The 24,399-nt window shown below is 65.8% G+C and carries 24 protein-coding genes and 1 other RNA gene; 16 read left to right on the top strand and 9 right to left on the bottom strand.

Features of this window, described 5'->3' with window-relative positions:
• Positions 1 to 16: 16 nt before the first annotated feature.
• The 4 genes from ACLBKT_RS03160 (at position 17) to rsmA (ending at position 5,825) form a co-directional block, all read left to right on the top strand.
• The gene (locus ACLBKT_RS03160; protein ID WP_410181520.1) at positions 17 to 2,323 is read left to right on the top strand and encodes an LPS-assembly protein LptD; all 2,307 of its coding nucleotides are present in this window, start codon (positions 17 to 19) and stop codon (positions 2,321 to 2,323) included.
• 252 nt (positions 2,324 to 2,575) lie between these two features.
• The gene (locus ACLBKT_RS03155) at positions 2,576 to 3,883 is read left to right on the top strand and encodes a peptidylprolyl isomerase (RefSeq protein ID WP_410183639.1); all 1,308 of its coding nucleotides are present in this window, start codon (positions 2,576 to 2,578) and stop codon (positions 3,881 to 3,883) included.
• On the top strand, positions 3,880 to 4,905 hold the full coding sequence (gene pdxA, locus ACLBKT_RS03150; RefSeq protein WP_410181519.1) for a 4-hydroxythreonine-4-phosphate dehydrogenase PdxA: 1,026 nt from the start codon (positions 3,880 to 3,882) through the stop codon (positions 4,903 to 4,905). The genes ACLBKT_RS03155 and pdxA overlap by 4 nt, the downstream gene beginning before the upstream one ends.
• A 98-nt stretch (positions 4,906 to 5,003) precedes the next feature.
• The gene (rsmA, locus tag ACLBKT_RS03145; RefSeq protein WP_410181518.1) at positions 5,004 to 5,825 is read left to right on the top strand and encodes a 16S rRNA (adenine(1518)-N(6)/adenine(1519)-N(6))-dimethyltransferase RsmA; all 822 of its coding nucleotides are present in this window, start codon (positions 5,004 to 5,006) and stop codon (positions 5,823 to 5,825) included.
• On the opposite strand, the gene ACLBKT_RS03140 is transcribed toward rsmA, so the two are convergent.
• The gene (locus ACLBKT_RS03140) at positions 5,822 to 7,918 is read right to left on the bottom strand and encodes a malate synthase G (RefSeq protein WP_410181517.1); all 2,097 of its coding nucleotides are present in this window, start codon (positions 7,916 to 7,918) and stop codon (positions 5,822 to 5,824) included. The genes rsmA and ACLBKT_RS03140 overlap by 4 nt on opposite strands.
• A gap of 124 nt (positions 7,919 to 8,042) precedes the next feature.
• Between ACLBKT_RS03140 and ACLBKT_RS03135 the strand changes: the two genes are divergently transcribed.
• From ACLBKT_RS03135 to ACLBKT_RS03120, 4 genes are all read left to right on the top strand, one after another.
• Positions 8,043 to 9,239 carry a hydrolase gene (locus tag ACLBKT_RS03135; protein ID WP_410181516.1) on the top strand — a complete coding sequence of 399 codons (1,197 nt, stop codon included), beginning with the start codon at positions 8,043 to 8,045 and terminating at the stop codon, positions 9,237 to 9,239.
• Positions 9,236 to 10,252, top strand: a complete 1,017-nt coding sequence (locus ACLBKT_RS03130) for an arginine N-succinyltransferase (protein ID WP_410181515.1) — start codon at positions 9,236 to 9,238, stop codon at positions 10,250 to 10,252. The genes ACLBKT_RS03135 and ACLBKT_RS03130 overlap by 4 nt, the downstream gene beginning before the upstream one ends.
• Before the next feature lie 87 nt (positions 10,253 to 10,339).
• Positions 10,340 to 11,587 (top strand): N-succinylarginine dihydrolase, encoded by a 1,248-nt coding sequence (locus ACLBKT_RS03125; RefSeq protein WP_410181514.1) that lies wholly within the window; start codon positions 10,340 to 10,342, stop codon positions 11,585 to 11,587.
• 92 nt (positions 11,588 to 11,679) lie between these two features.
• The gene (locus tag ACLBKT_RS03120) at positions 11,680 to 11,940 is read left to right on the top strand and encodes a hypothetical protein (RefSeq protein WP_410181513.1); all 261 of its coding nucleotides are present in this window, start codon (positions 11,680 to 11,682) and stop codon (positions 11,938 to 11,940) included.
• A 119-nt stretch (positions 11,941 to 12,059) separates the two neighbouring features.
• On the opposite strand, the gene ssrA is transcribed toward ACLBKT_RS03120, so the two are convergent.
• Together ssrA and mscL are read right to left on the bottom strand one after the other, a co-directional pair.
• Positions 12,060 to 12,438, bottom strand: a transfer-messenger RNA (tmRNA) gene (gene ssrA / locus ACLBKT_RS03115).
• 101 nt (positions 12,439 to 12,539) lie between these two features.
• Positions 12,540 to 12,962, bottom strand: a complete 423-nt coding sequence (mscL, locus tag ACLBKT_RS03110) for a large conductance mechanosensitive channel protein MscL (RefSeq protein WP_410181512.1) — start codon at positions 12,960 to 12,962, stop codon at positions 12,540 to 12,542.
• Positions 12,963 to 13,130: 168 nt separating this feature from the next.
• On the opposite strand from mscL, the gene ACLBKT_RS03105 reads away from it, so the two are divergent.
• The 5 genes from ACLBKT_RS03105 to ACLBKT_RS03085 all read left to right on the top strand — a co-directional run bounded on the left by ACLBKT_RS03105 (position 13,131) and on the right by ACLBKT_RS03085 (position 16,739).
• Positions 13,131 to 13,733, top strand: coding sequence for a LemA family protein (locus ACLBKT_RS03105; RefSeq protein WP_410181511.1), 603 nt, complete (start codon positions 13,131 to 13,133; stop codon positions 13,731 to 13,733).
• Between the two features lie 5 nt (positions 13,734 to 13,738).
• Positions 13,739 to 14,596, top strand: a complete 858-nt coding sequence (locus ACLBKT_RS03100; protein WP_410181510.1) for a TPM domain-containing protein — start codon at positions 13,739 to 13,741, stop codon at positions 14,594 to 14,596.
• A gap of 3 nt (positions 14,597 to 14,599) precedes the next feature.
• On the top strand, positions 14,600 to 15,274 hold the full coding sequence (locus ACLBKT_RS03095) for a TPM domain-containing protein (protein ID WP_410181509.1): 675 nt from the start codon (positions 14,600 to 14,602) through the stop codon (positions 15,272 to 15,274).
• A 157-nt stretch (positions 15,275 to 15,431) separates the two neighbouring features.
• On the top strand, positions 15,432 to 15,953 hold the full coding sequence (locus tag ACLBKT_RS03090; protein ID WP_410183638.1) for an NUDIX hydrolase: 522 nt from the start codon (positions 15,432 to 15,434) through the stop codon (positions 15,951 to 15,953).
• Positions 15,954 to 15,956: 3 nt separating this feature from the next.
• Complete coding sequence (locus ACLBKT_RS03085; protein WP_410181508.1) at positions 15,957 to 16,739, top strand: SDR family oxidoreductase; 783 nt, start codon at positions 15,957 to 15,959, stop codon at positions 16,737 to 16,739.
• Between the two features lie 204 nt (positions 16,740 to 16,943).
• On the opposite strand, the gene ACLBKT_RS03080 is transcribed toward ACLBKT_RS03085, so the two are convergent.
• Genes ACLBKT_RS03080 through ACLBKT_RS03070 form a run of 3 tightly spaced genes read right to left on the bottom strand, consistent with a single transcriptional unit; the run spans position 16,944 to position 17,461 of the window.
• Complete coding sequence (locus ACLBKT_RS03080) at positions 16,944 to 17,159, bottom strand: PspC domain-containing protein (protein ID WP_410181507.1); 216 nt, start codon at positions 17,157 to 17,159, stop codon at positions 16,944 to 16,946.
• Between the two features lie 33 nt (positions 17,160 to 17,192).
• Positions 17,193 to 17,306: an enoyl-CoA hydratase gene (locus tag ACLBKT_RS03075; RefSeq protein WP_301751539.1), complete on the bottom strand. Its 114-nt coding sequence runs from the start codon at positions 17,304 to 17,306 to the stop codon at positions 17,193 to 17,195.
• A gap of 41 nt (positions 17,307 to 17,347) precedes the next feature.
• Positions 17,348 to 17,461 carry an enoyl-CoA hydratase gene (locus tag ACLBKT_RS03070; RefSeq protein WP_301751538.1) on the bottom strand — a complete coding sequence of 38 codons (114 nt, stop codon included), beginning with the start codon at positions 17,459 to 17,461 and terminating at the stop codon, positions 17,348 to 17,350.
• Positions 17,462 to 17,702: 241 nt separating this feature from the next.
• Here ACLBKT_RS03070 and recF point away from each other — a divergent pair, with 241 nt between their 5' ends.
• On the top strand, positions 17,703 to 18,791 hold the full coding sequence (gene recF, locus ACLBKT_RS03065) for a DNA replication/repair protein RecF (protein ID WP_410183637.1): 1,089 nt from the start codon (positions 17,703 to 17,705) through the stop codon (positions 18,789 to 18,791).
• Between the two features lie 117 nt (positions 18,792 to 18,908).
• Here recF and ACLBKT_RS03060 read toward each other — a convergent pair whose 3' ends face one another.
• Positions 18,909 to 19,625 (bottom strand): arylesterase, encoded by a 717-nt coding sequence (locus tag ACLBKT_RS03060; RefSeq protein WP_410181506.1) that lies wholly within the window; start codon positions 19,623 to 19,625, stop codon positions 18,909 to 18,911.
• A gap of 59 nt (positions 19,626 to 19,684) precedes the next feature.
• Between ACLBKT_RS03060 and ACLBKT_RS03055 the strand changes: the two genes are divergently transcribed.
• Both ACLBKT_RS03055 and ACLBKT_RS03050 read left to right on the top strand, forming a co-directional pair.
• On the top strand, positions 19,685 to 20,383 hold the full coding sequence (locus tag ACLBKT_RS03055) for an ABC transporter ATP-binding protein (protein WP_410181505.1): 699 nt from the start codon (positions 19,685 to 19,687) through the stop codon (positions 20,381 to 20,383).
• The gene (locus ACLBKT_RS03050; protein WP_410181504.1) at positions 20,380 to 22,905 is read left to right on the top strand and encodes an ABC transporter permease; all 2,526 of its coding nucleotides are present in this window, start codon (positions 20,380 to 20,382) and stop codon (positions 22,903 to 22,905) included. Before ACLBKT_RS03055 ends, ACLBKT_RS03050 begins: the two co-directional genes overlap by 4 nt.
• 11 nt (positions 22,906 to 22,916) lie before the next feature.
• Here the strand turns inward: ACLBKT_RS03050 and ACLBKT_RS03045 are convergent, their stop codons facing one another.
• The gene (locus ACLBKT_RS03045; RefSeq protein ID WP_410181503.1) at positions 22,917 to 23,786 is read right to left on the bottom strand and encodes a glycerophosphoryl diester phosphodiesterase membrane domain-containing protein; all 870 of its coding nucleotides are present in this window, start codon (positions 23,784 to 23,786) and stop codon (positions 22,917 to 22,919) included.
• Between the two features lie 104 nt (positions 23,787 to 23,890).
• Positions 23,891 to 24,292 carry a DUF805 domain-containing protein gene (locus ACLBKT_RS03040; protein ID WP_410181502.1) on the bottom strand — a complete coding sequence of 134 codons (402 nt, stop codon included), beginning with the start codon at positions 24,290 to 24,292 and terminating at the stop codon, positions 23,891 to 23,893.
• Between the last annotated feature and the right edge of the window lie 107 nt (positions 24,293 to 24,399).

Genomic DNA, 24,399 nt, shown 5'->3' with positions numbered 1-24,399 from the left:
TGCAATAGGCAAGGCTATGTCGGGAGGCTTGTCAGACGGATCGCGGGACGGCGCGTGCCTTGCCCAGCGCGTTCCGGGACGGGCTGGCGCGCCGCTTTGGGCCTTGGTGATGGGTCTGCTCGGGACAGCCACGCCGCTCGCCGCGCAGGACGCAGGTGCGGTTGCGCCAACCGAAGCGCCCCAACCCGCCCCATCGGACTCCACCGAGGCCCAAGCGCCCCGCAAGATCGATTTCGAAGCCCGCGAGCTGAGCTACAACAACGAAACGGAAACGGTCATCGCGCGCGGCAATGTGATCCTGCGCTCGGAAGACCGCTCGGTCCGCGCCGACGAAGTGGTCTGGGACCGCACGTCGGGCCGGATCATCGCCACCGGCAATATCCGGCTGGTGGACGAGGCAGGCAACCAGCTGTTCACCGACCAGGTCGAACTGACCGAAGAATTCGATACCGGGGCCATGAGCGAACTCCTCATCGCCCTGCGCGCGGGTGGCCGGCTTGCCGCGCGATCGGCGGAACGGGGTGAGGACGGCGTCGCCGTGCTGACCGATGCCGCCTACAGCGCCTGCCCGGTGGTCGATGCCGAAGGCTGCGCGACCGATCCCAGCTGGCGGATCACCGCCAAGCGGGTGATCTACAACCAGAAGACCAGCGTCGTCAGCTTTTCGGGTGCGGTGCTCGAACTGTTCGGCGCGCGCATCCTGCCGCTGCCGGGTCTCGGATTCCGCACGGATGGCAAGGGGACATCCGGGTTCCTCGTCCCCGATGTCCGCATCACGCAGGTCAACGGGCTGGAACTGTCGGGCGAATATTACTGGCGCTTCGGCGACAACCGCGATCTGACGCTGGGCGCCTATGTCTTCTCCAATGTCGCCCCGATGGCGAGCGCGAAGTGGCGGCACCTCACGGACAAGGGCGCCTATCAGGTCACCGGCTATGGCACCTTCAGCGACCGCCTGACCGATTTCACCGGGGCGGACAGCTTCCAGAGGGACCCGCGCGGCTACCTCGACGCCAATGGCCGGTTCCAGTTTTCGCCCGACTGGAGCTTCACCTCCTCGATCCGCTTGGCATCGGACCGCACCTTCCTGCGCCGCTACGATCTCAGCCGCGATGACCGGCTGCGTTCGACCGTCAATCTCGAACGGATCACCGACCGTTCCTATCTCTCGGTGGCGGGCTGGGCGACTCAGACCCTGCGGCTGAACGCCGATCAGGGGCAGGTGCCGCTCGCCCTGCCCGCAATCGATTACCGCCAGAAGCTCGCCAATCCGGTGCTGGGCGGCAATGTCCAGTTTCAGGCAAACAGCCTCGCGCTGCTGCGCAATGACGGGCAGGACACCCAGCGCGCCTTTGCCGGGGCGCAGTGGGATCTGAAGCGGCTGACCGGTCTGGGGCAAGTCGTGACCATGACCGCGCTGGTGCGCGGCGATGTCTACAACACCAACAACAGCATCGCGACCACCACCGCCAGCTATCGCGGCACCGAAGGCTGGACGACGCGCGGCATCGCCACGGCGGCGCTCGACATCGAATGGCCCTTCGTGGGCGAAGCCTTCGGGGGCACGCAGGTGTTCAAGCCGCGCGTCCAGATCGTCGCCAGCCCCAAGATCCGCAATCTCGACGTTCCCAATGAAGATGCGCGCGCGATTGATCTGGAAGATTCCAATCTGTTCGCGCTTAACCGCTTCCCTGGCTACGACCGGGTCGAGGATGGCAGCCGCGTCACCTGGGGCGTCGACTGGGAATTGCAGCGCCCCGGCTGGCGGGTGCGGTCGACCATCGGCCAGTCGTTCCGGCTCGAAGCCCCGCGTGACGACATCTTCCCGGAAGGCACCGGCCTGTCCGAACGGGTCTCCGATTTCGTCGGTCGCACCGAAGTCCGGTTCCGCAATCTGGTCAGCTTCACGCACCGCTTCCGGCTCGACAAGGACAACTTCGCGGTCCGCCGCAACGAAATCGACGCCACTGTCGGTTCGCGCCGGACCTATCTCGAAGTCGGATACCTGCGGCTGAACCGCGATATCGCCACGGTGGAAGACTTGCGCGACCGTGAGGAACTGCGCGCCGCGGCCCGGGTGGCGATTGGCCGCAAATGGTCGGTGTTCGGCTCGGGCGTGTTCAACCTCACCGACCCGGAAGAAGACCCGGTGTTCCAGCCCGACGGATTCGAGCCGATCCGCACCCGGCTCGGCGTGGCCTATTCCGACGATTGTATCGAATTCGGCGCCACCTGGCGGCGCGATTTCATCGATGCAGGCGATGCGCGGCGCGGCAATGCGTTCCAGCTGTTCTTTGCAATTCGCAATCTGGGCTTCCGCTGATCGGCGCGAATTGGCAGGCTTGGCAAATGGCGTTAAGGAAGCCGCCTGAAGCAAGCCGACCACGCCCTCGGGATCGGGCGAGGCTCAGCTTCCATTAAGCCGGTAGAGAACATTGGCGGCACAATGCGTGAGGGATCGCGCGACATGGTTGGCCATACGTCAGGCGAAAAGAACGGGAATGAACGAGTGAGTGTAAAGCTGTTTTCCAAGGCGTTGTTTGCCCGCACCGGAACCGCATTGGCGGTGGCCGGGATGATCGGCCTTGCGCTGACGCCGGTTGCGGCTCCGGCCCAGACCGTCGCCGTGCCGACCGCGGACAATCCCTTCGGCCTGCCCGAAGACATCACCCTCTTCGGCAAGGCCGATCCCGACCGCCGCACGGCCACCGCGATCGTCAATGGCTTCGTCATCACCGGCACCGATATTGATATGCGCGTGGCGCTGGTGACGGCGGCATCGGATGCCGCGATTTCCGATGATGAAATGCTGCGTCTGCGGGTGCAGGTGCTGCGCAACCTTATCGACGAAACGCTCAAGATCCAGGCCGCTGCCGCCGCCGAAATGGAAGTGAAGCGCGAAGAGGTCGAACAGACCTACCAGCAGCTTGCCGCCCAGAACTTCGGCAGCGATCCGAAGAAGATGGACGAATATCTGCTGTCGATCGGTTCCTCCCCCGCCTCGCTCAAGCGCCAGATCGAAGGCGAAGCGGCGTGGGAGAACCTCCTGCGGCGCAACATCATGCCCTTCGTCAATGTGTCGGCCGAAGAGGTCAATGATTCGCTCAAGCGGATGAACGAGGCCAAGGGCACCGACGAATACCGGCTGGGCGAGATCTTCCTGTCCGCCACCAGCGAAAATCGCGCGGCGGTGCTCGCCAATGCCCAGCAGATCGTCCAGCAATTGCAGCAGGGCGGCAGCTTCGTGGCCTATGCGCGCCAGTATTCCGAAGCGACGACCGCCGTGGTGGGCGGCGATCTGGGCTGGGTGCGGCTGGGTCAGCTCCCCCCGCAGCTCGCCGCGGCGGCCCGCACCATGAACGCCGGCCAGTTGCAGGGGCCGATCGAGATTCCGGGCGGTTTCTCGATCCTCTATCTCATCAACAAGCGGCAGGTGCTGATGGCCGACCCGAATGAGGCCGTGCTGAACCTGAAGCAGATCTCGGTGATGTTCCCGGCTGGGGTCACGCAGGCCCAGGCAGAAGCGCGCGTCAATGAATTCGGCAGCTTCATCGATGGCCTGCGCGGCTGCGCCGATGTCGAAGCGAGTGCGGCCAAGATTGGCGCGGACGTCGTGACCAATGACCAGATCAAGGCCGAGGTGCTGCCGCCGCAGCTGCGCGACATCATCCTCAACCTCCAGATCGGGCAGACCACCCCGCCCTTCGGCAACATCCAGGAAGGCGTGCGGGTGTTCATGCTGTGCGGTCGCGACGATCCCAAGGATGCGGGCGCCCCGACCTTCGCCGCCGTGATGGATCAGCTGGAACAAGAACGCGTCAACAAGCGCGCTCAGCGCTTCTTGCGCGATCTGCGTAACGACGCTTACATCGAATACAATTGACGCAGCCCGCCCCATCCCCGGCCGCGCCGCTTGCGATCAGCCTCGGCGATCCGGCCGGGATCGGGCCGGAGGTGATCCTTGGCGCTTGGATGCGCTTGCGGGCCGAACACCGCGCGCCTCCCGCCTTCGTGGTCGGCGGGCCGCAATTGCTGCGCGGGCTGGCCGAACGGCTCGGGATCGACTGCCCGATCGTGCCGATTGCCGACCCGGCCGAGGCGATGTTCGCAGCCGGAGCGGGGTTGCCGGTTCTTGCTGGCCTCGATGGCCTGTCATTGCCCGGTCATCCCGCACCAGATGGCGCCCGGTTGGCGCTGGCCTCACTCCAGTGGGGCACGAAATTCGCGCTGTCGGGGATCGCCGCAGGGCTGGTGACCGCGCCTGTTTCCAAGGGTGAATTGGCCGCGATCGGGTGGGACTATCCGGGACAGACCGAATTCCTCGCCGACGCCTGCGGACGGCCCTATCGCGACGCGGTGATGATGCTGGCTGGGCCTTCGCTGCGCACCGTGCCGCTGACGGTCCACGTGTCGCTGGCCGAGGTGCCGGCGTTGATCTCGGCCGAACTGATCATCCACAAGGCGCGGATCGTCGCCGCAGGATTGCGCCGCGATTGCGGTATTCCCGCCCCGCGCCTCGCGATTGCGGCGCTCAACCCGCACGCAGGCGAAGGCGGCAAATTCGGGGACGAGGAAGCCCGGATCATCGCCCCTGCCATCGCCGCCCTGCAGGCCGAAGGGATCGCCGCTTTCGGCCCCGTCCCCGGCGACGCACTGTTCACCCCGAGAGCGCGGGCCGGTTACGACGCGGCCTTGTGCATGTATCACGATCAGGCGCTGATCCCGTTGAAGGCACTGGAGTTCGACGAGGGCGTCAACGTCACCCTCGGCCTCCCGATCATCCGCACCTCGCCCGATCACGGCACCGCCTTCGACATCGCGGGGCAAGGCCTGGCCGATCCCGGCGCGATGGCTGCGGCGATCGTGATGGCGGCCGAGATGGCGGCGGCGCGCAGCAGCGCATAACTTCCGTTCGGGCTGAGCTTGTCGAAGCCCCGACTTTTCCTATAGCGCAGTGCCGAAGTGGAAGGACGGCCCTTCGACAGGCTCAGGGCGAACGGATATTGGTTGATCTTCCCCCCATCCGCGAAGTGATCGCCCGCCACAACCTCGCCGCGTCCAAGGCGCTGGGGCAGAACTTCCTGCTGGATGAGCAGCTGCTCGCCCGCATTGCCGCGCTTCCCGGAGACCTCACGGACCAGCAGGTGCTCGAGGTCGGCCCCGGACCCGGTGGCCTGACCCGCGCGCTGCTCAGAGCCGGGGCCCGCGTCACCGCGATCGAGATGGACCGCCGCTGTCTCCCTGCCCTCGCCGAACTGGGGGAGAGCTTCCCCGGCCAATTGACGGTGATCGAGGGCGATGCGCTCAAGCTGGATCATCCCGCGCTGATGCAAGGCGCGCCGTTCCATGTGCTCTCCAACCTCCCCTACAACGTGGGCACCGCGCTGTTCGTGCGCTGGCTTTCGGGTGAGGCCTGGCCGCCACTGTGGCAATCGCTCACCCTGATGTTCCAGCGCGAGGTGGCTGACCGGATCGTCGCGCAGGCCGGAGACGACGCCTATGGCCGCCTCGCCGTGCTCGCGCAGTGGCGGGCCGAGGCGCGGTTGGCGATGAAGGTTCACCGCAGCGCCTTCACCCCGCCGCCCAAGGTGATGAGCGCGATTGTCCACGTGACCTCTGCTGCCATGCCCGAAGGCGTCTCCGCACGGCTGCTCGAACGCCTCACCGAAGCCGCCTTCGGCCAGCGCCGCAAGATGCTGCGCCAGAGCCTCAAGGGCGTACCCGGCGCGCTGGAAGCACTGGCGGCGCTGGGCATCGACGAGACCCGGCGGGCCGAGACGGTCAGCGTGGCGGAGTTTGTCGCGGTGGCAAAGGCGCTGAGTTAACCCGCCTTCTTCACCTGCCGCCAGTGGTGCAACAACGGCTCGGTGTAGCCGCTCGGCTGCTCGACGCCCTTGAAGATCAGGTCCTTCGCCGCACTGAAGGCCGCGCCGTCCTCGTTGCCGGTGAGCGGTACATAGAGCGGATCGCCCGCGTTCTGGGCGTCAACCTTGGCGGCCATGCGGGTGAGGCTGTCCAGCACCTGCGCCTCGGTGATGACCCCGTGGAGCAGCCAGTTGGCGATGTGCTGCGAGGAAATGCGCAACGTCGCGCGGTCTTCCATCAGGCCCACATCATTGATGTCGGGCACCTTGGAGCAGCCCACGCCCTGATCCACCCAGCGCACCACATAGCCGAGCAAGCCCTGACAATTATTGTCGAGCTCCTCGCGGACTTCGTCTTCCGACCAGTTCGCACCGTCGGCCAGCGGAATGGAGAGCAGCGCGTCAAGGCCCAACGGCTCGGGCAAGGTCTTCTGCACATCGAACACGTCGATCTGGTGATAATGCAGCGCGTGGAGCGTCGCAGCTGTGGGGGACGGCACCCACGCGGTGTTCGCCCCGGCGCGCAGGTGGCCGACCTTCTCGACCATCATCTGCCCCATCAGATCGGGCGCAGCCCACATGCCCTTGCCGATCTGCGCCTTGCCTGACAGGCCGTGGCGGAGGCCGATGGCGACGTTGCGCGCCTCGTAGGCCTTGAGCCAGTCACTGCCCTTCATGGCGCCCTTGCGCAGCATCGGCCCCGCGCGCATCGAGGTGTGGATTTCATCGCCAGTGCGGTCGAGGAAGCCGGTGTTGATGAACACGATCCGGTCCTTCACCGCATGGATACAGGCGGCGAGGTTGGCCGAGGTGCGGCGCTCCTCGTCCATCACGCCGACCTTGATCGTGTGGCGCGGCAGGCCGAGCAGGTCTTCCACCGCATCGAACAGGTCATTGGTAAAGGCGCATTCCTCCGGCCCGTGCATCTTGGGCTTGACGATATAGATCGAGCCGCAGCGGGAGTTGCCAAGCGTGCCGTGGCCTTCGACATCGAGCGTGCTGATCGCCGAGGTGAAGACCGCGTCCATGATGCCTTCGGGCACTTCGCTGCCATCCGCGAGGCGGATCGCCGGGTTGGTCATCAGGTGGCCGACATTGCGCACGAACATCAGGCTGCGGCCTGAGAGCGTGTGCTGCGTGCCATCGGGCGCAGTGTAGCTTTTGTCGCCCGCCAGCGTGCGGGTGAGGGTCTTGCCGCCCTTTTCGAAGCTCTCTGACAGATCGCCGCGAATGATCCCGAGCCAATTGGTATAGGCCAGCAGCTTGTCCTCGGCATCGACCGCCGCGACCGAATCCTCGCAATCGGCGATGGTGGTGAGTGCAGCTTCGACGATGATGTCGGCGATCCCGGCCTTGTCGGTTGCGCCCACCGGCGTGTGCGAATCGAACACCACTTCGATGTGCAGGCCGTTGTTCCTCAGGAGAATGCCCTTCTCCGTCTCGCCAATATATTGTGCGGGGTCGGCGAGCGTCACGTCATCGCGGCCCGCCAGATCGGCCCAGCGGCCCTCCGCCAGGGGGAACGCCGAGTCAAGGAACTGCCGCCCGCGCGCGATTACCGCTTGCCCACGCGCCTCGTCATAGCCGCCCGGCCGCGCCGGGGCGGCGTCGAGCGCATCCGTGCCGTAGAAGGCATCATACAGGCTCCCCCAGCGCGCATTGGCGGCGTTCAGCAGAAAGCGGGCGTTGAGGATCGGCACCACCAGCTGCGGACCGGCCATGGTGGCGATCTCGGGGTCGACATTCTGCGTGCCGATCAGGAAGTCGCCCGGCTCGGGAACGAGGTAGCCGATGTCGGTCAGGAACGCCTTGTAAGCCGCTGGATCATGCGGCTTTCCGGCCCGCTCCACGTGCCACGCATCGATCTGCGCCTGCAACGCCTCGCGCTTGGCCAGCAACGCCGCATTGCGCGGAGCGAAGTCGGCGAGCAGCGCGGCCAAGCCCTGCCAGAAGGCTGCCCCATCGCGGCCCAGTGGCCCCAGCACCTCGGCTTCAAGGAAGCGCGCCAGCCGGGAATCGATCGTGAAACCGGCGCGGGTGATCATGTCAGTCATTGGTGTCCTCGTAGGGCTAGCAAAGGGCGTGACCTGGGGAGGAGAGGACGGCTGGGGCTATGGCGCAGGGGAGACGCGATTGCAACGGGTTGGCCCCGCGCCCGCGCACGGCTAGAGGGGGGTCATGAGAGAGGATGGGACCCTGACCGCGATCGACGGCGCTGCCATGCTGGCGCAGGTCGAAGCGTGGAGCGCGATCAACACCGGCACCGCGAATCTCGCCGGGCTCGCCCGTCAGGCTTCCGCGCTGGCTGAGGCCTTCGCGGTACTCCCTGGCACGGTCGAACTGGTCGACCCCGCGCCTGTGACCGCCATCGCTGCGGATGGTTCCGCATTCCCAAAGCCCCACGGCCAGCATCTGGTGGTGCGAGTGCGACCGCAGGCCAACCGGCGGATCGTGCTGACCGGGCACATGGACACGGTGTTTCCGGCCGATCACACCTTCCAGCGACTGCGCTGGCTCGACGCGGAGACACTGAACGGACCGGGCGTGGCCGACATGAAGGGCGGGATCGCGGTGATGCTCCACGCGCTGATGGCGTTCGAGCAGACCGCCAGCGCCTCGGCCCTTGGCTATGATGTGCTGATCAATTCGGATGAAGAAACCGGCTCGCTTGCCAGCGCGGCGTTGATCGCCGAGCTGGCCGCAGGCAAGCTTGCCGCCTTGACCTATGAGCCTGCTGCCCTGCCCGATGGCACGCTGGCGCATGAGCGGGGCGGCACGGGCAATTATTCGATCACCTTCACCGGCAAAAGCGCCCATGCCGGGCGCAATCCGCATGAGGGGCGCAACGCGATCGTCGCGGCGGCGGATCTGATCCTGCGACTGAAGGCGCTGGAGACGCCCGAGATCACGATCAATCCGGCCAAGCTCGAAGGCGGGGCGGCCAACAACGTTGTACCCGATCACGCCGTGCTGCGCTTCAATATCCGGCCCAGAACGGCCGAGGCGGGCGCGGCCTTCGACCATGCGCTCTCGCATCTGCTGATCGACATTCAGGTCGCACACGAAGTTGCCACCCATCGCCACGGCGGCGTCACCCGCCCGCCCAAAAAAGTCGATGCGGCGGCGCAGCGGCTGTTCGATCTGGTGCGCGAGTGCGGGGCGGAGCTGGGGCAGGATATCCGCTGGCAATCCACCGGCGGGGTTTGCGACGGCAACAATATCGCCGCCTGCGGCGTCCCGGTGGTCGACACCATGGGGGTGCGCGGCGGCGCGATCCATTCGCCGGACGAATATCTGATCGTCCCCAGCCTCACTGAACGCGCGGCCCTGTCTGCCCGCGTGATCGAGCGTCTTGCTCAGGGAGCTTTGTCTTGACCTTCCGTCTGCGCGCCGCGCGCTCTGCCGATCTCGAAGCGCTGTACGAAATGGCCAAGTTGACGGGCGGCGGTTTCACCAACCTCCCGCCCGACCGCGCCGCGCTCAAGAACAAGCTCGAACGCGCCGAGGCCTCCTTCGCCAAGGACACCGACACCTTGGCGGACGAGCTGTTCGTGCTGGTGCTCGAAGACGCCCGCACGGGCGCGGTGCGCGGGACGTGCCAGTTGATGGGCCAGGTCGGCCAGCGCTGGCCGTTCTACTCCTACCGGCTCAACACCCTGACCCAATATTCGCAGGAGCTCGACCGCACCGTGCGCGCGGAGCTCCTGAGCCTCGTCACCGATCTCGAAGGGTCGAGCGAGGTTGGCGGGCTGTTCCTCCACCCCAATGAACGCGCCGGAGGCCTCGGCCTGCTGCTCGCCCGCTCGCGCTATCTGTTCGTGGCGATGCACCGCAAACGGTTTGCCGACCGCATTCTGGCCGAGCTGCGCGGCATCATCGACGAGCGCGGCGGGTCGCCCTTCTGGGACGGGGTCGCGGGGCGCTTCTTCGGGATGAGCTTTCAGGACGCGGACTATTTCAACGCGATCAACGGCAACCAGTTCATCGCCGACCTGATGCCCAAGCATCCGGTCTATATCGCCATGCTGAGCGAGGATGCGCGCAGCGTGATCGGCGTTCCCCACCCCACGGGCCGCGCGGCGATGCGGATGCTGGAGGACGAAGGCTTCCGCGCGGACGGCTATGTCGACATCTTCGACGGCGGGCCGACGATGGTCGCGCGCACCGATAATGTCACCAGCGTGAAGAACAGCACGCTTGCCAAGGTCACCGCACTCGATGTGAGCGAGGGCGAGAAGGCGATCCTTGCCACCGGGCGGCTCGGCACCTTCCGCGCCTGCTTCGGCGCGCGGGTGCTGGACTCCGAGGGCGGCATCGCGATCGATAGTGCCAGCGCCGATCTGCTCGATGTGTGCGAAGGCGACATGGTGTGGAGCGTGGCGCGCTAGGATAACCCGTCCCCGTTCGTGTCGAGCGAAGTCGAGACACGGCCAAGCAGGGGTTCTCGACTTCGCTCGAACCGAACGGATAGAGGAATGCTTACCGAGATCAACTTCGACGGGATTGTCGGCCCTTCGCACAACTATGCGGGCCTCAGCCTCGGTAATATCGCCAGCGCCAACAATGCAGGCGACCCGTCCTTCCCGCGCGCTGCGGCGCTTCAGGGCGTGGCGAAGATGCGGGGCAATCTGGCGCGGTTGGGGGTGCAGGGCTTCCTGTTGCCGCTGCCCCGCCCCAATCACGGCCTGCTCGAAGCGCTGGCACTGGACGCCACCACGCCGCCGCAGCTGCGCGCCGCGGCCTGGTCTGCCTCGTCGATGTGGACCGCCAATGCCGCGACAGTCAGCCCCGCACCCGATACCGCCGATGGACGCTGCCATCTGACACCGGCCAACCTCGTCACCATGCTCCACCGCGCGCAGGAATGGCCGGATACCAAGCGTCAGCTTGCGGTCGCTTTCGGTGACACCCGCCACTTCGCGATCCATGACGCGGTGCCGCCAACCTTCGGCGACGAGGGCGCGGCCAATCACATGCGCCTGTGCGAAAGCCATGACAGCCCCGGCGTCGAGGTCTTCGTCTATGGCAAGACCGGCGGCCGCTTCCCCGCGCGTCAGCACGAACAGGCCAGCCGCATCGTCGCCCGCCGCCACGGGCTCGATCCGGCGCGCGCGGTGTTCATCGAACAGAACCCTGAAGCCATCGCGGCAGGCGCGTTCCACAATGATGTGGTCGCGGTCGCCAATGGCCGCGTGTTGTTCACCCATGATGCGGCCTTTGCCGACCAGCAAGGCGCCTATGCCGCAATCCGCGCCGCCTTCCCAGCGCTCGAAGTGGTCGAGGTGCCATCCAGCGCCGTCACCTTGCAGGAAGCGATCCGCACCTATCTGTTCAACGCCCAATTGCTCACCCTCCCCTCCGGCGAGATGGCGCTGATCGTGCCCGAGGAATGCCGCGAAAGCGCCAGCGTTTGGGGATGGGTCGAGGCGATGCTCGCCACCAATGGTCCGATCCGGCAGGTGATCCCTGTCGATGTCCGCCAGTCGATGGCCAACGGCGGCGGTCCGGCGTGTCTGCGCCTGCGTGTGGTGTGCGATCCGGCAACGGTCGATCCGCGCTTCTTGCTGGACGAAGCCAAGGCCGACCTGATCGAAGGGGTCATCGCCCGAAACTGGCCCGAACAGATTGACCCGTCCGATTTAGGGTCGGACAGTCTGGCGGCCAGCGTGATTGCCGCACGGCTGGCCTTGCTGGATGCGCTCGATCTGGCACAGCTTGGTTAACGCAGTTGGTGAGAAGGCGCTCCGGGCCTAAGGTTATCTCCACCTTAACGCGACTCAGGCGCAGCCCGGTCGCAGAACAATCGGGAGACGCCATGCTGCGCAAGCTCGGAAGGCTGTTTGTGATCAAGAACCGCCTTGAAGCGTTTCTGATCATCTACGCGCTTGCTCTAGGTTCAAGCGCGCGGGGCATGGTCTATCTCCATGATTATCCCGGCTTTGGCGGCAAATTGCTGTTTCTCGCCACCACCGGCGCAGTGTTCCTCGCCGGCGCGAAGATCCTCGATTGTATCAAGCTGGAGAAAGAAGTGGCGGAATTGCGCGGATTGCGGTCGCAGACCGCGCCGGGCGATTAGGTTCACGCAAAGCGGTATTCTATCGAGAATGCCGACCTTGCATATCCGCGCGCCTCTCAGCGTCTGTCTGTGAAAAAAGTGAGGTGGGGGATTCTGTTGCTACGCTCCCCCGGGCGCCCGGTTTCCGATTCTGTTACCCGGTTCGGTCCGAACCGTGCTCTAAGCTTTGTAAATTCAGGCCGTTAAGCCGTCACATTACGCAGCGAGAGCAAGTGCTTCGTTGTCGTTGGCACTTATGGTTTTTGAGCCTTATGCGGGTTACTCAGCCCGGGCGAAAACTACGCTTTTCAACACACGTCGATCCTGGTTCGGCCCCTCCAGCTGAGCCGCTCGGTCGGCACGCTTCCTGCGTGCTGACCGCGTTGCTCGGCCCAAATGGTGGAGCCGCCGGGTACTGCCCCCGAGTCCGTTGCATCTATTGCACGCAGCAATTTATCGCCATAGCCGGTCGAAACCGGCACCGAGCGATATAGCGCGGAAAAGCTGAATGTGAAGTGAGTAGCCCACCTGTACGTTCCCCGCGCAGGCGGAAACCTCCGCGCGAATAAGCGCCGAGATGCGCGAGGCCCCCGCCTTCGCGGGGGCTCACAGCCATGTTTTCACTTCTTCAACGCGTCGCGGATCTCGATCAGCAGGTCGATCTCGGTCGGACCGGCCGGCGCGGCCGCTTCCTCATGCTTGGAAAACTGCGCGGTAATCTTGTTCACATAGCGCACCATCAGGAAGATGATGAAGGCGAGGATCAGGAAATTGATCACAACCGATGCCAGCGCCCCCACGCCAAGCACCACCGCCCCTGCCTCCCGCGCGGCGGCCAGCGGCGTGCCCGGCGCGACATCGCCCGACAGCACGATATAGATGTCCGAAAAATCGATGCTGCCGACAATCCAGCCGATGAACGGCATGATGATATCATCCGTCAGCGACTTGACGATGGCCCCGAACGCCGCGCCGATAATCACCCCGACAGCGAGGTCGATGACATTGCCCTTGGCGATGAAGGCCTTGAATTCTGACAGCATGGTGATCCCCTTTATGCGTGGTATTTACCATGTTCTGGCACTCACATCCGTCCCTGCCAAGCCGCGCGCGCTGCCCGTCCACCGCTTGAACCGGCCAAGTGGTGTGCTATATGCGCAATACAGGAACACGCCGCCGGGTCTGCCCGTGCGTTGAGGAGGGATCGACCTATGCAAATTTCCACCATGCTGCGCGGCGCCTTTGCCGCCGTTGCGGCGCTGAGCCTTGCCGCTTGCGGGATCAACTCGGTGCCGACCGCCGAGGAAGAGGCGAAGGCCAAGTGGGCCGACGTCGAAGCGCAATTCCAGCGCCGCGCCAACCTCATCCCCAACCTTGCCGAAGTGACCAAGGGTGCGGGCGAGAACGAGCGCACGATCCTGACGCAGGTGACCGAAGCCCGCGCCAAGGCGACCAGCGTCAATATCACCGGCGATGATCTCAATGATCCCGCGAAGATGGAACAGTTTGCCGCCGCGCAGAGCCAGCTCGGCGCCGGGATCGGCCGCCTGCTTGCCAGCGTCGAGGCCTATCCGACCATCCAGTCGAACCAGAACTACCTCGCGCTGCAAAGCCAGCTCGAAGGCACCGAGAACCGCATCGCTGTCGCCATCCGCGACTATAACGAGGCGGTGCGCAAGTATAACACCACCATCCGCACCTTCCCGGATTCGATCGGCGCGAACATCATCCACGGGGCCGAACCGATGGTGCCCTACAAGGCCGTGACCCCAGGTGCCGAAGCCGCACCGCAGCTTGACATGACGTCGAACTGAGCGGCGTGATCCGGCGGCTTCTCATCCTGCTCGCGCTGGCGGGGGCGCTGATTGCGTCTCCGCTTGCCGCGCAGCCGAAGTTTCCCGAACTCTCGGGGCGTGTGGTCGACAATGCCGATATCCTCACGCCCGATGTCGAAGCGCGGTTGACCGCCAAGCTTGAGGCGTTGGAGACGCAGTCGCAGCGGCAATTGGTGGTCGCGACGATCCCGAATCTGCAGGGCTACGACATTTCCGATTATGGCTACCAGCTGGGCCGCACCTGGGGCCTTGGCGACAAGGAACGGAATGACGGCGCGCTGCTGATCGTCGCGCCGAATGATCGCAAGGTGCGGATTGAGGTCGGCTATGGGCTCGAAGGCTATCTCACCGACGCCCTGTCCTCGCTGATCATCCAGAACCAGATCCTGCCCGCCTTTCGCGACGGCGATCTCCCCGGCGGGATCGAAGCGGGCACGGATGCGATCATCGCTCAGCTGCAATTGCCACCAGAGGAGGCCGCCAAGGTCGCCGCGGAGGCGGGCAGCGCGCGCGAAAGCGACGGGGGCTTCCCGATCGGCGTGCTGATCTGGCTCGCCTTCATGTTCTTCTTCTTCGTCCTGCCGATCCTCGCCGGGCGCGGGCGGCGGCGTAAGTATCGCTCCAAGGGCAAGGGTCCGTGGGGCAGCCGCGACCTTGGCGATACGGCGCGTGACGTCATCCTGTGGGAGGTCGGCAGTGCGATTGCGCGCGGCATGATCTCGGGCGGCGGGGGTCGCGGTGGCGGTGGTGGATTTGGCGGCGGTGGTGGTTTTGGCGGCGGCGGCGGTTTTTCCGGTGGTGGCGGCTCCTTTGGTGGCGGCGGCGCCTCGGGGGGGTGGTAAGCCATGGCCTATCTCGATGATGCCGGGCGCCAGCTGGTCAGCGAAGCGGTCACGGCCGCCGAAAGCGCAACCTCGGGCGAGATCGTGACGGTGCTGGCCGATCGCTCGGACGGCTACACCGATGTCGCTCTGCTGTGGGCGGTCGGCGCGGCGTTCACCGCCATGAGCGTGTTTGCGGCAGTGCCCCTGCCCTTCCTCGATGCGTGGGATGCGGCGTTTGGCGGGTGGGACCATGAATGGACCACCGGCGAGTTGGCGAGCATGGTGATCGCGCTCGGCCTCATCAAATTCGTCGCCGTCATGCTGGTGCAGCAGTGGGAGCCGCTGAAGTTTTTCCTGATCCCCGGCCCGCTCAAGACGATCCGGGTCCACAATCAGGCCGTGCGCCAGTTCAAGGTCGGCGCGGAACATCGCACCACCGGGCGCACGGGGGTGATGATCTACCTCTCGATGCGCGAACACCGTGCGGAAATCGTCGCGGATGAAACCATCGCGGCCAAGGTCCCCGCCGAGGTGTGGGGCGAGGCGATGGGCGATATGCTCGCCCACATCCGCACAGGCCGGGTGGCCGAGGGGCTGGCCGTCGGCATCCGCGACGTCGGCTTCGTCCTCGCCGAACATTTCCCGCGCGGGTCCGAGGACGAGAATGAGCTCCCGGATCGACTGATCGAGGTTTGACGAATTAGCCCCTTGACCCGTTCGCCCTGAGCCTGTCGAAGGGCCGCTCTTTTCTTCTGATCCGCCGCTAAAGAAGGACGATCCTTCGACAAGCTCAGGATGAACGGGGTTTTTCATCTTGGAACGAGACCGCGACGCCGATCTGCCCGAAGAGGTGATGTGGGAGGGCCGCTTCATCACCACCAAAAAGCGGGGGCGCTGGGAATATGTCGGCCGGGCGCGCGGCATTCGCGCCGCTGCGATCATCGCGCTGGACGAGGACGGCGATGGCACGCGCCACGTGATCCTCGTCAGCCAGTACCGCGTGCCGCTCTCGCGCTTCAGCCTTGAAGTCCCCGCAGGCCTCGTCGGCGATGATGCGGGCGGCGAGGACGAAAGCGTCCTCACCGCCGCTGCACGCGAGCTGGAGGAGGAAACCGGCTACCGCGCGGCCACGCTTGAAGTGCTGGGGGAGTTCTATTCCTCGCCCGGCATGGTCTCCGAATGCTTCACGCTGCTGAAAGCGACCGGCCTGGAGCGCGTGGGCGAAGGCGGGGGCACCGAGGGCGAGAATATCACCGTCCACCGGGTTGCGCTGCGCGATCTTTCGCGCTTCGTGGCCGAATGGCGGCGCGCAGGCCACGCGGTCGACGTGCGCATCGCGATGCTTTTGACACCGGGATACTTGGGAGAGGATTGAATTATGGCAGGCAGAGTTGCGGGCAAGATGGCCCTCGTGACGGGCGGCGCGCAGGGCTTGGGCCGCGCGCATTGCATCCGCTTGGCGCAGGAAGGCGCGCGGGTGTTGGCGACCGACATCAACGGTGCGGGCGCGGAGGAAACCGCCGCGATCATCAATGCCGAGATGGGCGAAGGCACCGCTTTCGGGATTGCGCATGACGTCACCGACCCTGCCCAGTGGGAAGCCGCCGTCGATGCCGCGCGCGAGAAGCTCGGCGGGCTCAATGTGCTGGTCAACAATGCCGGGATCGGCGTTCCGGGCAATATCGAGGCCTGCGATTTCGGCGATTGGCAACGCTGCTTCGACATCAACGTCAATTCGATCTTCCACGGCTGCCAGAAGGCCCTGCCGCTGATGCGCGAACACGCACCGGGCTCGATCATCAACATCTCCAGCATCGCGGGTCTGATCGCGAGCGATACGATGCCCGCCTACAATGCCAGCAAGGCAGCGGTATGGATGCTGTCGAAGTCGATCGCGCTGCACTGCGCCAAGAAGGGGATGCAGATCCGCTGCAACTCGGTCCACCCGACCTTTGTCGACACGCCGATCCTTGACGGGACGGCCAAAGCCCATGCTCTCGACAAGGAAGTGCTGATGGAAAAGCTGGCGCGGCAGATCCCGCTTAAGTTCGTCGGCGAGCCCAATGATATCGCTAACGCGGTGCTCTATCTCGCGAGCGACGAGAGCCGCTTCATGACCGGCGCCGAGCTCAAGCTGGATGGCGGCATCAGCGCGATGTGAGTTTCGGACCTCCCGCCTCGCCTCCCCACCCGGCCACCATAGCGTGATGGTATCATTGGTGGCCAGGTGGGGAGGCGGGGCGGGAGGTCTGCGCCGCCCAAGGTGGCCGCAAGACAAAAAGAAAGGGGCCCAAACGGCCCCTTCCCGGTTGTTCCAATCAGGTGCAGCGGCCCGAAAACCGGGAACCGCTTTTGGTCGCTGCACTCAATCCGCGATCAGCGCGATCGCGAGGTAGATCAGGATGAAGCTGCCGAAGCCGAGCAGGGCGCCGGCAACGAAGCCGATCCGCACCAGCATGGCGTCGATCCCGAAGTAGTCGGCAATCCCGGCGCAGACGCCGAAGACCTTGGCGTTGGTCTTGTCGAGGCGGAAGTTCGCGCGGGGCGGCTTGCCGCCGGAATTGCCCGTGATGTTGTTCATGTCAGTCAGTCTCCGTGAGAAATCTGGGCCGGCTCAGGCGATCATGCCGGGGCTAGCAGGAACGATGGCATAGGCGAAGCTGGCAACGGTCAGAACGACAGCGAAGGCAGCGGAAGCGAGACGGGCGAGGTTGTCAGAGCCGAACATGGTTTTGGGTCCTTGGGGTCGAGTGATTGGTGAGGCGAAGATCAGGCGAGCAGGGTCGGGCTGGCCGGAACGATGGCGTAGGCGAAGAACGCGGCCGACATGACGATCGAGAAAGCGGCGGCGAACAGACGGTTCGAAGTTTCGGTGGCGAACATGTGAAGTCTCCTTTTTGGCGTTTTTCGTGTTTTCCGGGACCATCCCGGGGATGCCAACTACTTTGCATGGGGCGTGCCAAACTCGAAAAATGGCGGAATTCTGCGGTTTCGATGCTTTCACTCCGCAAACAGCCCGTTCAGCAAAGCGAAAGATTGGGAAAATCTCCCAAGGGTTGGGATGGCCGATTTCAGAGCCGCGGCTCTGGCCAAATCCGGCCCCTGTGCTAACCGCGAGGGCGCCATGGGCCTCAGCCGGATCACGCTCGAAAACTTCCGCAATCACGCCGCGACGACGCTGGGCGAGACGGCGCATTTCAACCTGCTGGTCGGCGAGAACGGCGCGGGGAAGACGAACCTGCTGGAAGCGCTATCGCTGCTCGGGCCGGGGCGCGGGCTGCGGCGCGCGAACCTCGGCGATCTGGCGCGGCGGGCGGTGCCGGGCGACCCCCCCCTGCCCTTTGCCATCGGCGCGAGCCTGAGCGAGGCGGGAACCGTATCGGCGCGGATCGGCACCTATACCGAAGATGGCCAACCTGGTCGGCGGCTGGTGCGGGTCAACAGCGCGCCTGCCAGCGCGGCGAGCCTCGCCGAATGGCTGGCGCTGAGTTGGCTCACCCCCGCAATGGACGGCCTTTTCACCGACAGCGCGGGCGCACGGCGGCGCTTCATGGACCGCATGGCGCTGGCCATCGCGCCGGATCATGCGCGGCGGGTCAATGCGCTGGAGACCGCCTTGCGGGAGCGCGGCAAGCTCCTGGAAACGGGCGGCGATCCGCGCTGGCTCGATGCGATCGAGGCGCAGGCGGCGGAGCATGGCGCGGCTGTCGCACGCACCCGGGCCGACCTCGTGCTGCGGTTGGTGGACGAACTTTCGGCCCTGCCCCCTGAACCCTTTGCCCGGCCTGCCCTCACCTACCTTCCCGGCGGCCCGCTGGACGAGACCGCCTTGCGCGCCGAACTTGCCCGCGCCCGCCCGCGCGACCGGGCGGCCGGACGCGCGCTCACCGGGCCGCAGCGGGATGAATTGCAGGTAAAAATGGCCTCGACCGGCCAGCCTGCCGCCGCCTGTTCGACCGGCGAGCAGAAAGCGATGCTGATCGCCATGACCCTCGCCCACGGCATCCTCGCCGCCGCTGGCCGCCCCAGCGTGCTGCTGCTGGACGAAGTCGCCGCGCATCTCGATCCGGTCCGGCGGACCGAGCTGTTCCGGCGCTTGCGCGACGGCAAGGCGCAGGTCTGGATGACAGGCACCGAACTCGCCCCCTTCGATGCGATCCGCAGCGAGGCGGCGGTGTGGCGCGTGTCCGGCGGCGGGGTGGAGCGTATCTAGAACCTTGTCGTCATTGCGAGGCGAAGGCGAAGCAACCCATGGCCCGGTCGTGCCAAGCTACTCCAACAGTCCATGGATTGCCACGTCGCCTTCGGCTCGTCGCAAAGACGAGGTCTGCTACTTCACAGGCGGCAACGCCCCCTCAACCTCGCTAATCGTCGCTGCCACCAACCGCTCGATCCCGTCGGCGGTCGGATGGATCTTGTCAGCCTGGAACAGCGCGGGTTCGCGGTAGATGTCTTCAAGCCAGAACGGGATCAGCGCCGCGCCATATTCCTTGGCGAGGTCGCGGTAGATCGCATCGAACTGCGCCTGAAACTCCGGCCCGTAATTCGGCGGTGCGCGCATTCCCATGATCAGCACCGGAACCTTCTGGTCGCGCAGGATCGTCAGCATCTTGCCAAGGTTCGCCTTGGTCTCTGCCGGTGAGAGGCCGCGCAGCAGGTCATTCCCGCCCAGCTCCAGAATGAACAGCGCAGGCGGCGTGTCCTGCGCCGCCAGCGTGAACTCCAGCCGCTGCAAACCCGCCGCCGAGGTATCGCCCGAAACGCCCGCATTGATCACATCGGCGTTCATGCCCTTGGCCCGCAGCGCGTTCTCCAGCTTTTCGGGATAGGAGTCCCGCGGATCGAGGTTGTAGCCTGCAAACAGGCTGTCCCCGAAGGCGATGATTGTGCGCTCCGGCCCCATCACCGGGATCGCCGGGAGCGCGGGCTGGCCGTCTTCGGCCACCTCGGCCGCGGGTGCGGCATCCTCGGCCGCGTCTCCGCAGGCCGCCAGCGCCAGCAGTGCTGCGCCAACGACGCCAATATTCGACCAACCGCGCTTGTGCATCCGCACACCATCCTTAGCTGTAGCTTGTTGCTCTCCCCCACCTATGCCATCGGAACCGTGTGACAAGTCCCTCTCTCGCAATCAGCGCTCGCAATCTTACCCTCACCCTCGGCAGCGATGCTGCGCCGGTCACGATCCTGCGGGGTATCGACCTCGATATTGCGCAAGGGCAGGTCGTGGCGCTGCTCGGCCCATCGGGCTCGGGCAAAAGCTCGCTGATGGCGGTGCTATCCGGCCTTGAGCGCGCCAGCGGCGGAAGCCTGACGGTCGCGGGCGCGGATTTCACCCATCTGACCGAGGATGGTCTTGCCGCCGCGCGCCGGGGGCGGATCGGCATTGTCCTGCAAGCCTTCCACCTGCTGCCGACCATGACCGCGGCCGAGAACGTCGCCACGCCGATGGAACTCGCGGCCATGCCGGACGCCAGCCCGCGCGCACTGGCGGAGCTGGAGGCGGTCGGCCTTGGCCACCGCACCGGCCACTACCCCACCCAGCTTTCGGGCGGCGAGCAACAGCGCGTCGCCATCGCCCGCGCCACCGCCCCGCGCCCCGATCTGATTTTTGCCGATGAACCCACCGGCAACCTCGATGCCGCGACCGGGGAGGAGATCATCAACCTCCTGTTCGCCCGCCGCGCCGAGACCGGGGCGACGCTGCTCATCATCACCCATGATGCCAGCCTTGCCGCGCGCTGCGAGCGGGTGCTGACCATGGCGGACGGCGTGATCGTTTCGGACACGGCTGGCACCCGCGCATGAGTCTTCCGCTCAAGACAGCGTGGCGCATCGCCCGCCGCGATCTCAATGCGCGCTTCCGGGGCCTCAGGTTGCTGCTGGTGTGCATCTTCCTCGGCACCGCAGCGCTGGCGGCGATCGGCACGCTGACCAACGCGATCGAGCGCGAGCTGGAGTCGAGTGGGCAGGAACTGCTCGGCGGCGACCTCGAGGTCGAGGTATGGCAGCGCGATCTGCGCCCCGATGAACGCACAGCGCTGAGCGCCTATGGCACGGTTTCGAGCGGCTACCGGATGCAGGCGATGGCCAGCACCCCCGACGCGGCGGCGCCGATTGAGCTGAAGGCGGTGGATGCCAAGTGGCCGATGTTCGGCACGCTCACGCTGACCGATGGCCGCACGGTCGGCGCGCCCAGCGGCACGGATGCGTGGATCGCGCAGACCGCGCTCGAACGGCTCGGCATCGCGGTGGGGGACAGCTTCACGGTCGGCACCGTGACCCTGCGCGCGGCGGGGGTGATTCAGGACGAGCCGGACCGCCTGTCCGAAGGCTTCCAGCTCGGCCCGACGATCATTGTGGCGCAGGATATCCCCGCCAAGGCCGGGTTGCTGCAACCCGGATCGCTGTACCAGAGCAAGCACCGGATCGCCTTTGCCAACGAAGCGCAGGCCCCTGTCGCAGTGGAAGAGGCGCTGACCCAGCGCTTCCCCACCGCCGGGTTCGACATTCGCACCCGTGACCGCGCTTCACCCGGCGCGGATCGCTTTGTGCGGCAGATGAGCGATTTTCTGACACTGGTGGGCCTTGCCGCGCTGGTGATTGCGGGCATCGGGATTGCGGGCGGCGTGTCCTCCTATCTTGATCAGCGCCGCACCAGTATCGCGACGCTGAAGGTGCTCGGCGCGACCTCGGGGGACATTGTCCGCATCTATGCGATGCAGATCGGCGTGGCGGCGCTGGCGGGGAGCTTGGCCGGGCTGGCCGCAGGCGTGCTGGTCACGCCGCTGCTGGCGAGCGCCTTGCAAGGGCTTCTGCCGGTCGAGAGCGGCTTCATCATCGCGCCGGGTGCCTTGGCGCTGGCGGCGAGTTACGGGCTGCTGGTGGCCTTCGCCTTCGCCGCCGCTCCCCTGCTGCGCGCGCGGACCTTCCCGGCGATGGCGCTGATGCGGTCGGGCATCGTGCCCCTGTCGCGGGACAAGCGCGCGCTCCTGGCGACCGGACTGGGGCTGGCGGCGATCTGCGCGCTGGCGCTGCTCACCACCGATCAGCCGATGCTCTCGGGCGGGTTCCTGCTCGGCGCAGGCGGCGCTCTGGTGCTGCTCGCCGGACTTGGCTGGGGCATCCAGACCCTCGCCCGCCGCTTGCCGCGTCCGGCAAACCCCTTGCTGCGGAGCGCGCTCGCCAATATCCACCGCCCCGGCGCGCCGACGGGGGCGCTGGTGACGGCGCTCGGGTTCGGGCTGGCGGCCTTTGTGCTGCTCGCCGCGGTGCAGAGTGCGATTGACGGCAATATCCAGCAGCGTGTGCCGCAGGCGGCCCCGGATTACTTTGTGCTCGATGTGCCCCCCGCCAAGGAACCGCGCTTCTTCGCCCTGATCCAACAGGACTTCCCCAAGGCCGCGATCCGCACCGTGCCAACGATGCGCGGCGCGGTGCTGGCTTACGGGCCCAAGGCGAAGATGATTCGCGTGGCCGACCTCAAGGAGATCCCCGAAGGCGCATGGGCGCTGCGGGGCGAGCGCGGGCTGACCTATGCCGACACCCTGCCCGAGGGCAACCGCGTGATCGAAGGCGAATGGTGGAGCCCGTTCCACAAGGGTGAGCCGCTCGTCTCGGTCGATGCCGATTTCGCCAAAGCCGTGGACCTCAAGGTCGGCGATTACCTCACCATCGGCATTCTCGGCGTGGAGCGCACCGCGCGGGTCGCCAATATCCGCGAGATCGACTGGGAGAGCATGGGCTTCAACTTCGCGTTGGTGTTCAGCCGCAATGCGATTGCCGATGCGCCGCATAACCTGTCGGCGACGATCGACCTGCCCGAAGGCGCGGATAGCGCTGCGCGTGGCAAGCTGCTGCGGGCGCTGGTGAAGGAGATGCCCTCATCATCGGTGATCGAGGTGGGCGGCATTCTGGTCGAGGCGCGCAATCTGCTCCAGCAGGTGAGCCTCGCGACGCTGGCGGCGGCGGCGGTGACGGTGCTCGCGGGTCTCGCGGTGCTGATGGGCGCGATTGCGGCGGCACGGGCCGCGCGAACCTATGACACAGTGATGCTACGCGTGCTGGGCGCGAGCAGGCGGCAAATCCTGCTGTTGCAACTGGCCGAATATGGCCTGCTCGCCGCTGTGCTGGCACTGGTCGCACTGGCGCTGGGCGGCGGGCTGGCGTGGGTGGTCATCACCCAGCTGTTCGAATTCGACTGGCTGCCCGATTGGGGCGAGGTGCTGGGCGTGCTCGGCCTCGGCGTGGTGCTGGTGCTGGGCTTCGCGCTGGCAGGATCACTGCCGCTCCTGCGGGCCAAACCGGCGCGGGCGCTGCGGGAATTGTAGGTGCGGGCGCTTCAGGCGAACACCTCTTCCAACCGGTCCGATCCGCCACCTGTCACTTCGGAATGGAGCGAGGCGGTGAAGGCCGCGGCGAATAGGGTATAGACGATCATCACCGGGATGATCAGCAGCCCACCGATGATCGCCAGCACAGCCCCCGCACCGGAGCCGCCCTCGGCTGCGTCGGCCGCGGCAATCAGCAGCACCACCGGCAGGCCTACGGCGACCAGAGACACCACGACAAAGGCGATCAGCGCCAGCAGGATTGCCAGAATCTTGCCGCGCGTCACCGACCAGCTGCGCCGCAGTGCGGTGATCGGGTTGAACACCTGATCGACCGCGACCACCGGAATCAGGACGGCAAAGCGGCAGGCCAGATAGATGATCACGGGCAGGAACAAGATCGGCAGGATCGCAGCAAAGGCCCGGCCGCCCGAGCCGCCCACCGCGTCCGACACGCCGAGCAGCATCATTATCCCCAGCGCAAGGATGAAATATCCCAGCATCAACAGCACCGCGAGCGCGAAGAACGGCAGCGCGCTCCGAAACCCGCGCACCATTGCCCCGCCGAACGATGGCTCCTCCAGCGGCGAGGCAATCGTCACCATCGCCGCCTGCTGGGCGAGCAGGATCACGATATATCCGGCGTAGAACAGCACGACCGCGGCGATCATCCCGATCCCGAGGCCGGTGAAGGCAGCCGGATCTTCGAGCCCCCCCGCAAGGCCCGCCGCCCCGGCTAGGCCCATCCCTATCACGCCAACGAATATCGCGATCGCGGCGGCGAACTGGATCACCAGAAACACCAGCCATATCCCGAGCAGCAGCCAGAAGCGCTGCCGGAACATGGCAAAGCTGATCGAAAAAACGCGGCCGATATCCATGATGCAACGCCCCTAGCGGGCTTGCCCGCGCCGCAGCGGTAACCTGCAACGCGCACACGCTTGGAGCAAGGGCCAAAGTCGCCCGTGCTCCATCACCGTGCCGATCACTCGAACACGTTCTCGCTATATGGGTCCTTCGGGTCAGCCCCGAAGCGGTTGGGCCCGCGTGTGCCTTCCAGACACATGAAGATGAGCAGGATCAGACCGCCCAGATAGGGGATCAGGCCCAGCAGGATGAACCAGCCCGATTTGTCCTGATCGTGAAAGCGCCGCACCTGCACAGCGAGGCTCGGGATGAAGAAGGCTAGGCCGAAAACCCCGACGAGCAGCAGAAAGAGAAAGCTGCCACCCTCCCCGCTGTCCGAAAAATCACCCATGACAAAGCCGAGCGCCATGAGCGGAAACAGCAAAAGGATCTGGAGCAGCACGAACATCCAGTATTCCTTGCGCCGCGAGCGGCCCGAAAAATCGGCATACCGCTTGAGCGGCATAATCATCCATTCCATCTGTGATCCCCCATTTGCTTGTGAAGCCCCTGCAAACCATCACATTTGCCTCCACCATGCAAACGAAAAGGGCCCCGCACCCGTGGTGCGAGGCCCCTATTCACGCC

The sequence above is a fragment of the Erythrobacter sp. W302b genome (assembly GCF_046452395.1).
Taxonomy (GTDB): domain Bacteria; phylum Pseudomonadota; class Alphaproteobacteria; order Sphingomonadales; family Sphingomonadaceae; genus Erythrobacter.
This window is presented reverse-complemented; position numbering and strand designations above follow the sequence as displayed.

Bases quoted from the DNA above. Each gene is read 5' to 3' on its own strand.
- ACLBKT_RS03080 (WP_410181507.1), bottom strand. From the start codon at position 17,159: ATGAACAACATCACGGGCAATTCCGGCGGCAAGCCGCCCCGCGCGAAC.
- ACLBKT_RS03105 (WP_410181511.1), top strand. From the start codon at position 13,131: ATGCAAATTTCCACCATGCTGCGCGGCGCCTTTGCCGCCGTTGCGGCG.
- ACLBKT_RS03155 (WP_410183639.1), top strand. From the start codon at position 2,576: ATGATCGGCCTTGCGCTGACGCCGGTTGCGGCTCCGGCCCAGACCGTC.
- mscL (WP_410181512.1), bottom strand. From the start codon at position 12,962: ATGCTGTCAGAATTCAAGGCCTTCATCGCCAAGGGCAATGTCATCGAC.
- ACLBKT_RS03120 (WP_410181513.1), top strand. From the start codon at position 11,680: ATGCTGCGCAAGCTCGGAAGGCTGTTTGTGATCAAGAACCGCCTTGAA.
- ACLBKT_RS03045 (WP_410181503.1), bottom strand. From the start codon at position 23,786: ATGGATATCGGCCGCGTTTTTTCGATCAGCTTTGCCATGTTCCGGCAG.
- ACLBKT_RS03135 (WP_410181516.1), top strand. From the start codon at position 8,043: ATGAGAGAGGATGGGACCCTGACCGCGATCGACGGCGCTGCCATGCTG.
- ACLBKT_RS03095 (WP_410181509.1), top strand. From the start codon at position 14,600: ATGGCCTATCTCGATGATGCCGGGCGCCAGCTGGTCAGCGAAGCGGTC.
- ACLBKT_RS03140 (WP_410181517.1), bottom strand. From the start codon at position 7,918: ATGACTGACATGATCACCCGCGCCGGTTTCACGATCGATTCCCGGCTG.
- ACLBKT_RS03075 (WP_301751539.1), bottom strand. From the start codon at position 17,306: ATGTTCGGCTCTGACAACCTCGCCCGTCTCGCTTCCGCTGCCTTCGCT.
- ACLBKT_RS03125 (WP_410181514.1), top strand. From the start codon at position 10,340: ATGCTTACCGAGATCAACTTCGACGGGATTGTCGGCCCTTCGCACAAC.
- recF (WP_410183637.1), top strand. From the start codon at position 17,703: ATGGGCCTCAGCCGGATCACGCTCGAAAACTTCCGCAATCACGCCGCG.
- ACLBKT_RS03040 (WP_410181502.1), bottom strand. From the start codon at position 24,292: ATGGAATGGATGATTATGCCGCTCAAGCGGTATGCCGATTTTTCGGGC.
- ACLBKT_RS03090 (WP_410183638.1), top strand. From the start codon at position 15,432: ATGTGGGAGGGCCGCTTCATCACCACCAAAAAGCGGGGGCGCTGGGAA.
- ACLBKT_RS03085 (WP_410181508.1), top strand. From the start codon at position 15,957: ATGGCAGGCAGAGTTGCGGGCAAGATGGCCCTCGTGACGGGCGGCGCG.
- ACLBKT_RS03070 (WP_301751538.1), bottom strand. From the start codon at position 17,461: ATGTTCGCCACCGAAACTTCGAACCGTCTGTTCGCCGCCGCTTTCTCG.
- ACLBKT_RS03060 (WP_410181506.1), bottom strand. From the start codon at position 19,625: ATGCACAAGCGCGGTTGGTCGAATATTGGCGTCGTTGGCGCAGCACTG.
- ACLBKT_RS03050 (WP_410181504.1), top strand. From the start codon at position 20,380: ATGAGTCTTCCGCTCAAGACAGCGTGGCGCATCGCCCGCCGCGATCTC.
- ACLBKT_RS03160 (WP_410181520.1), top strand. From the start codon at position 17: ATGTCGGGAGGCTTGTCAGACGGATCGCGGGACGGCGCGTGCCTTGCC.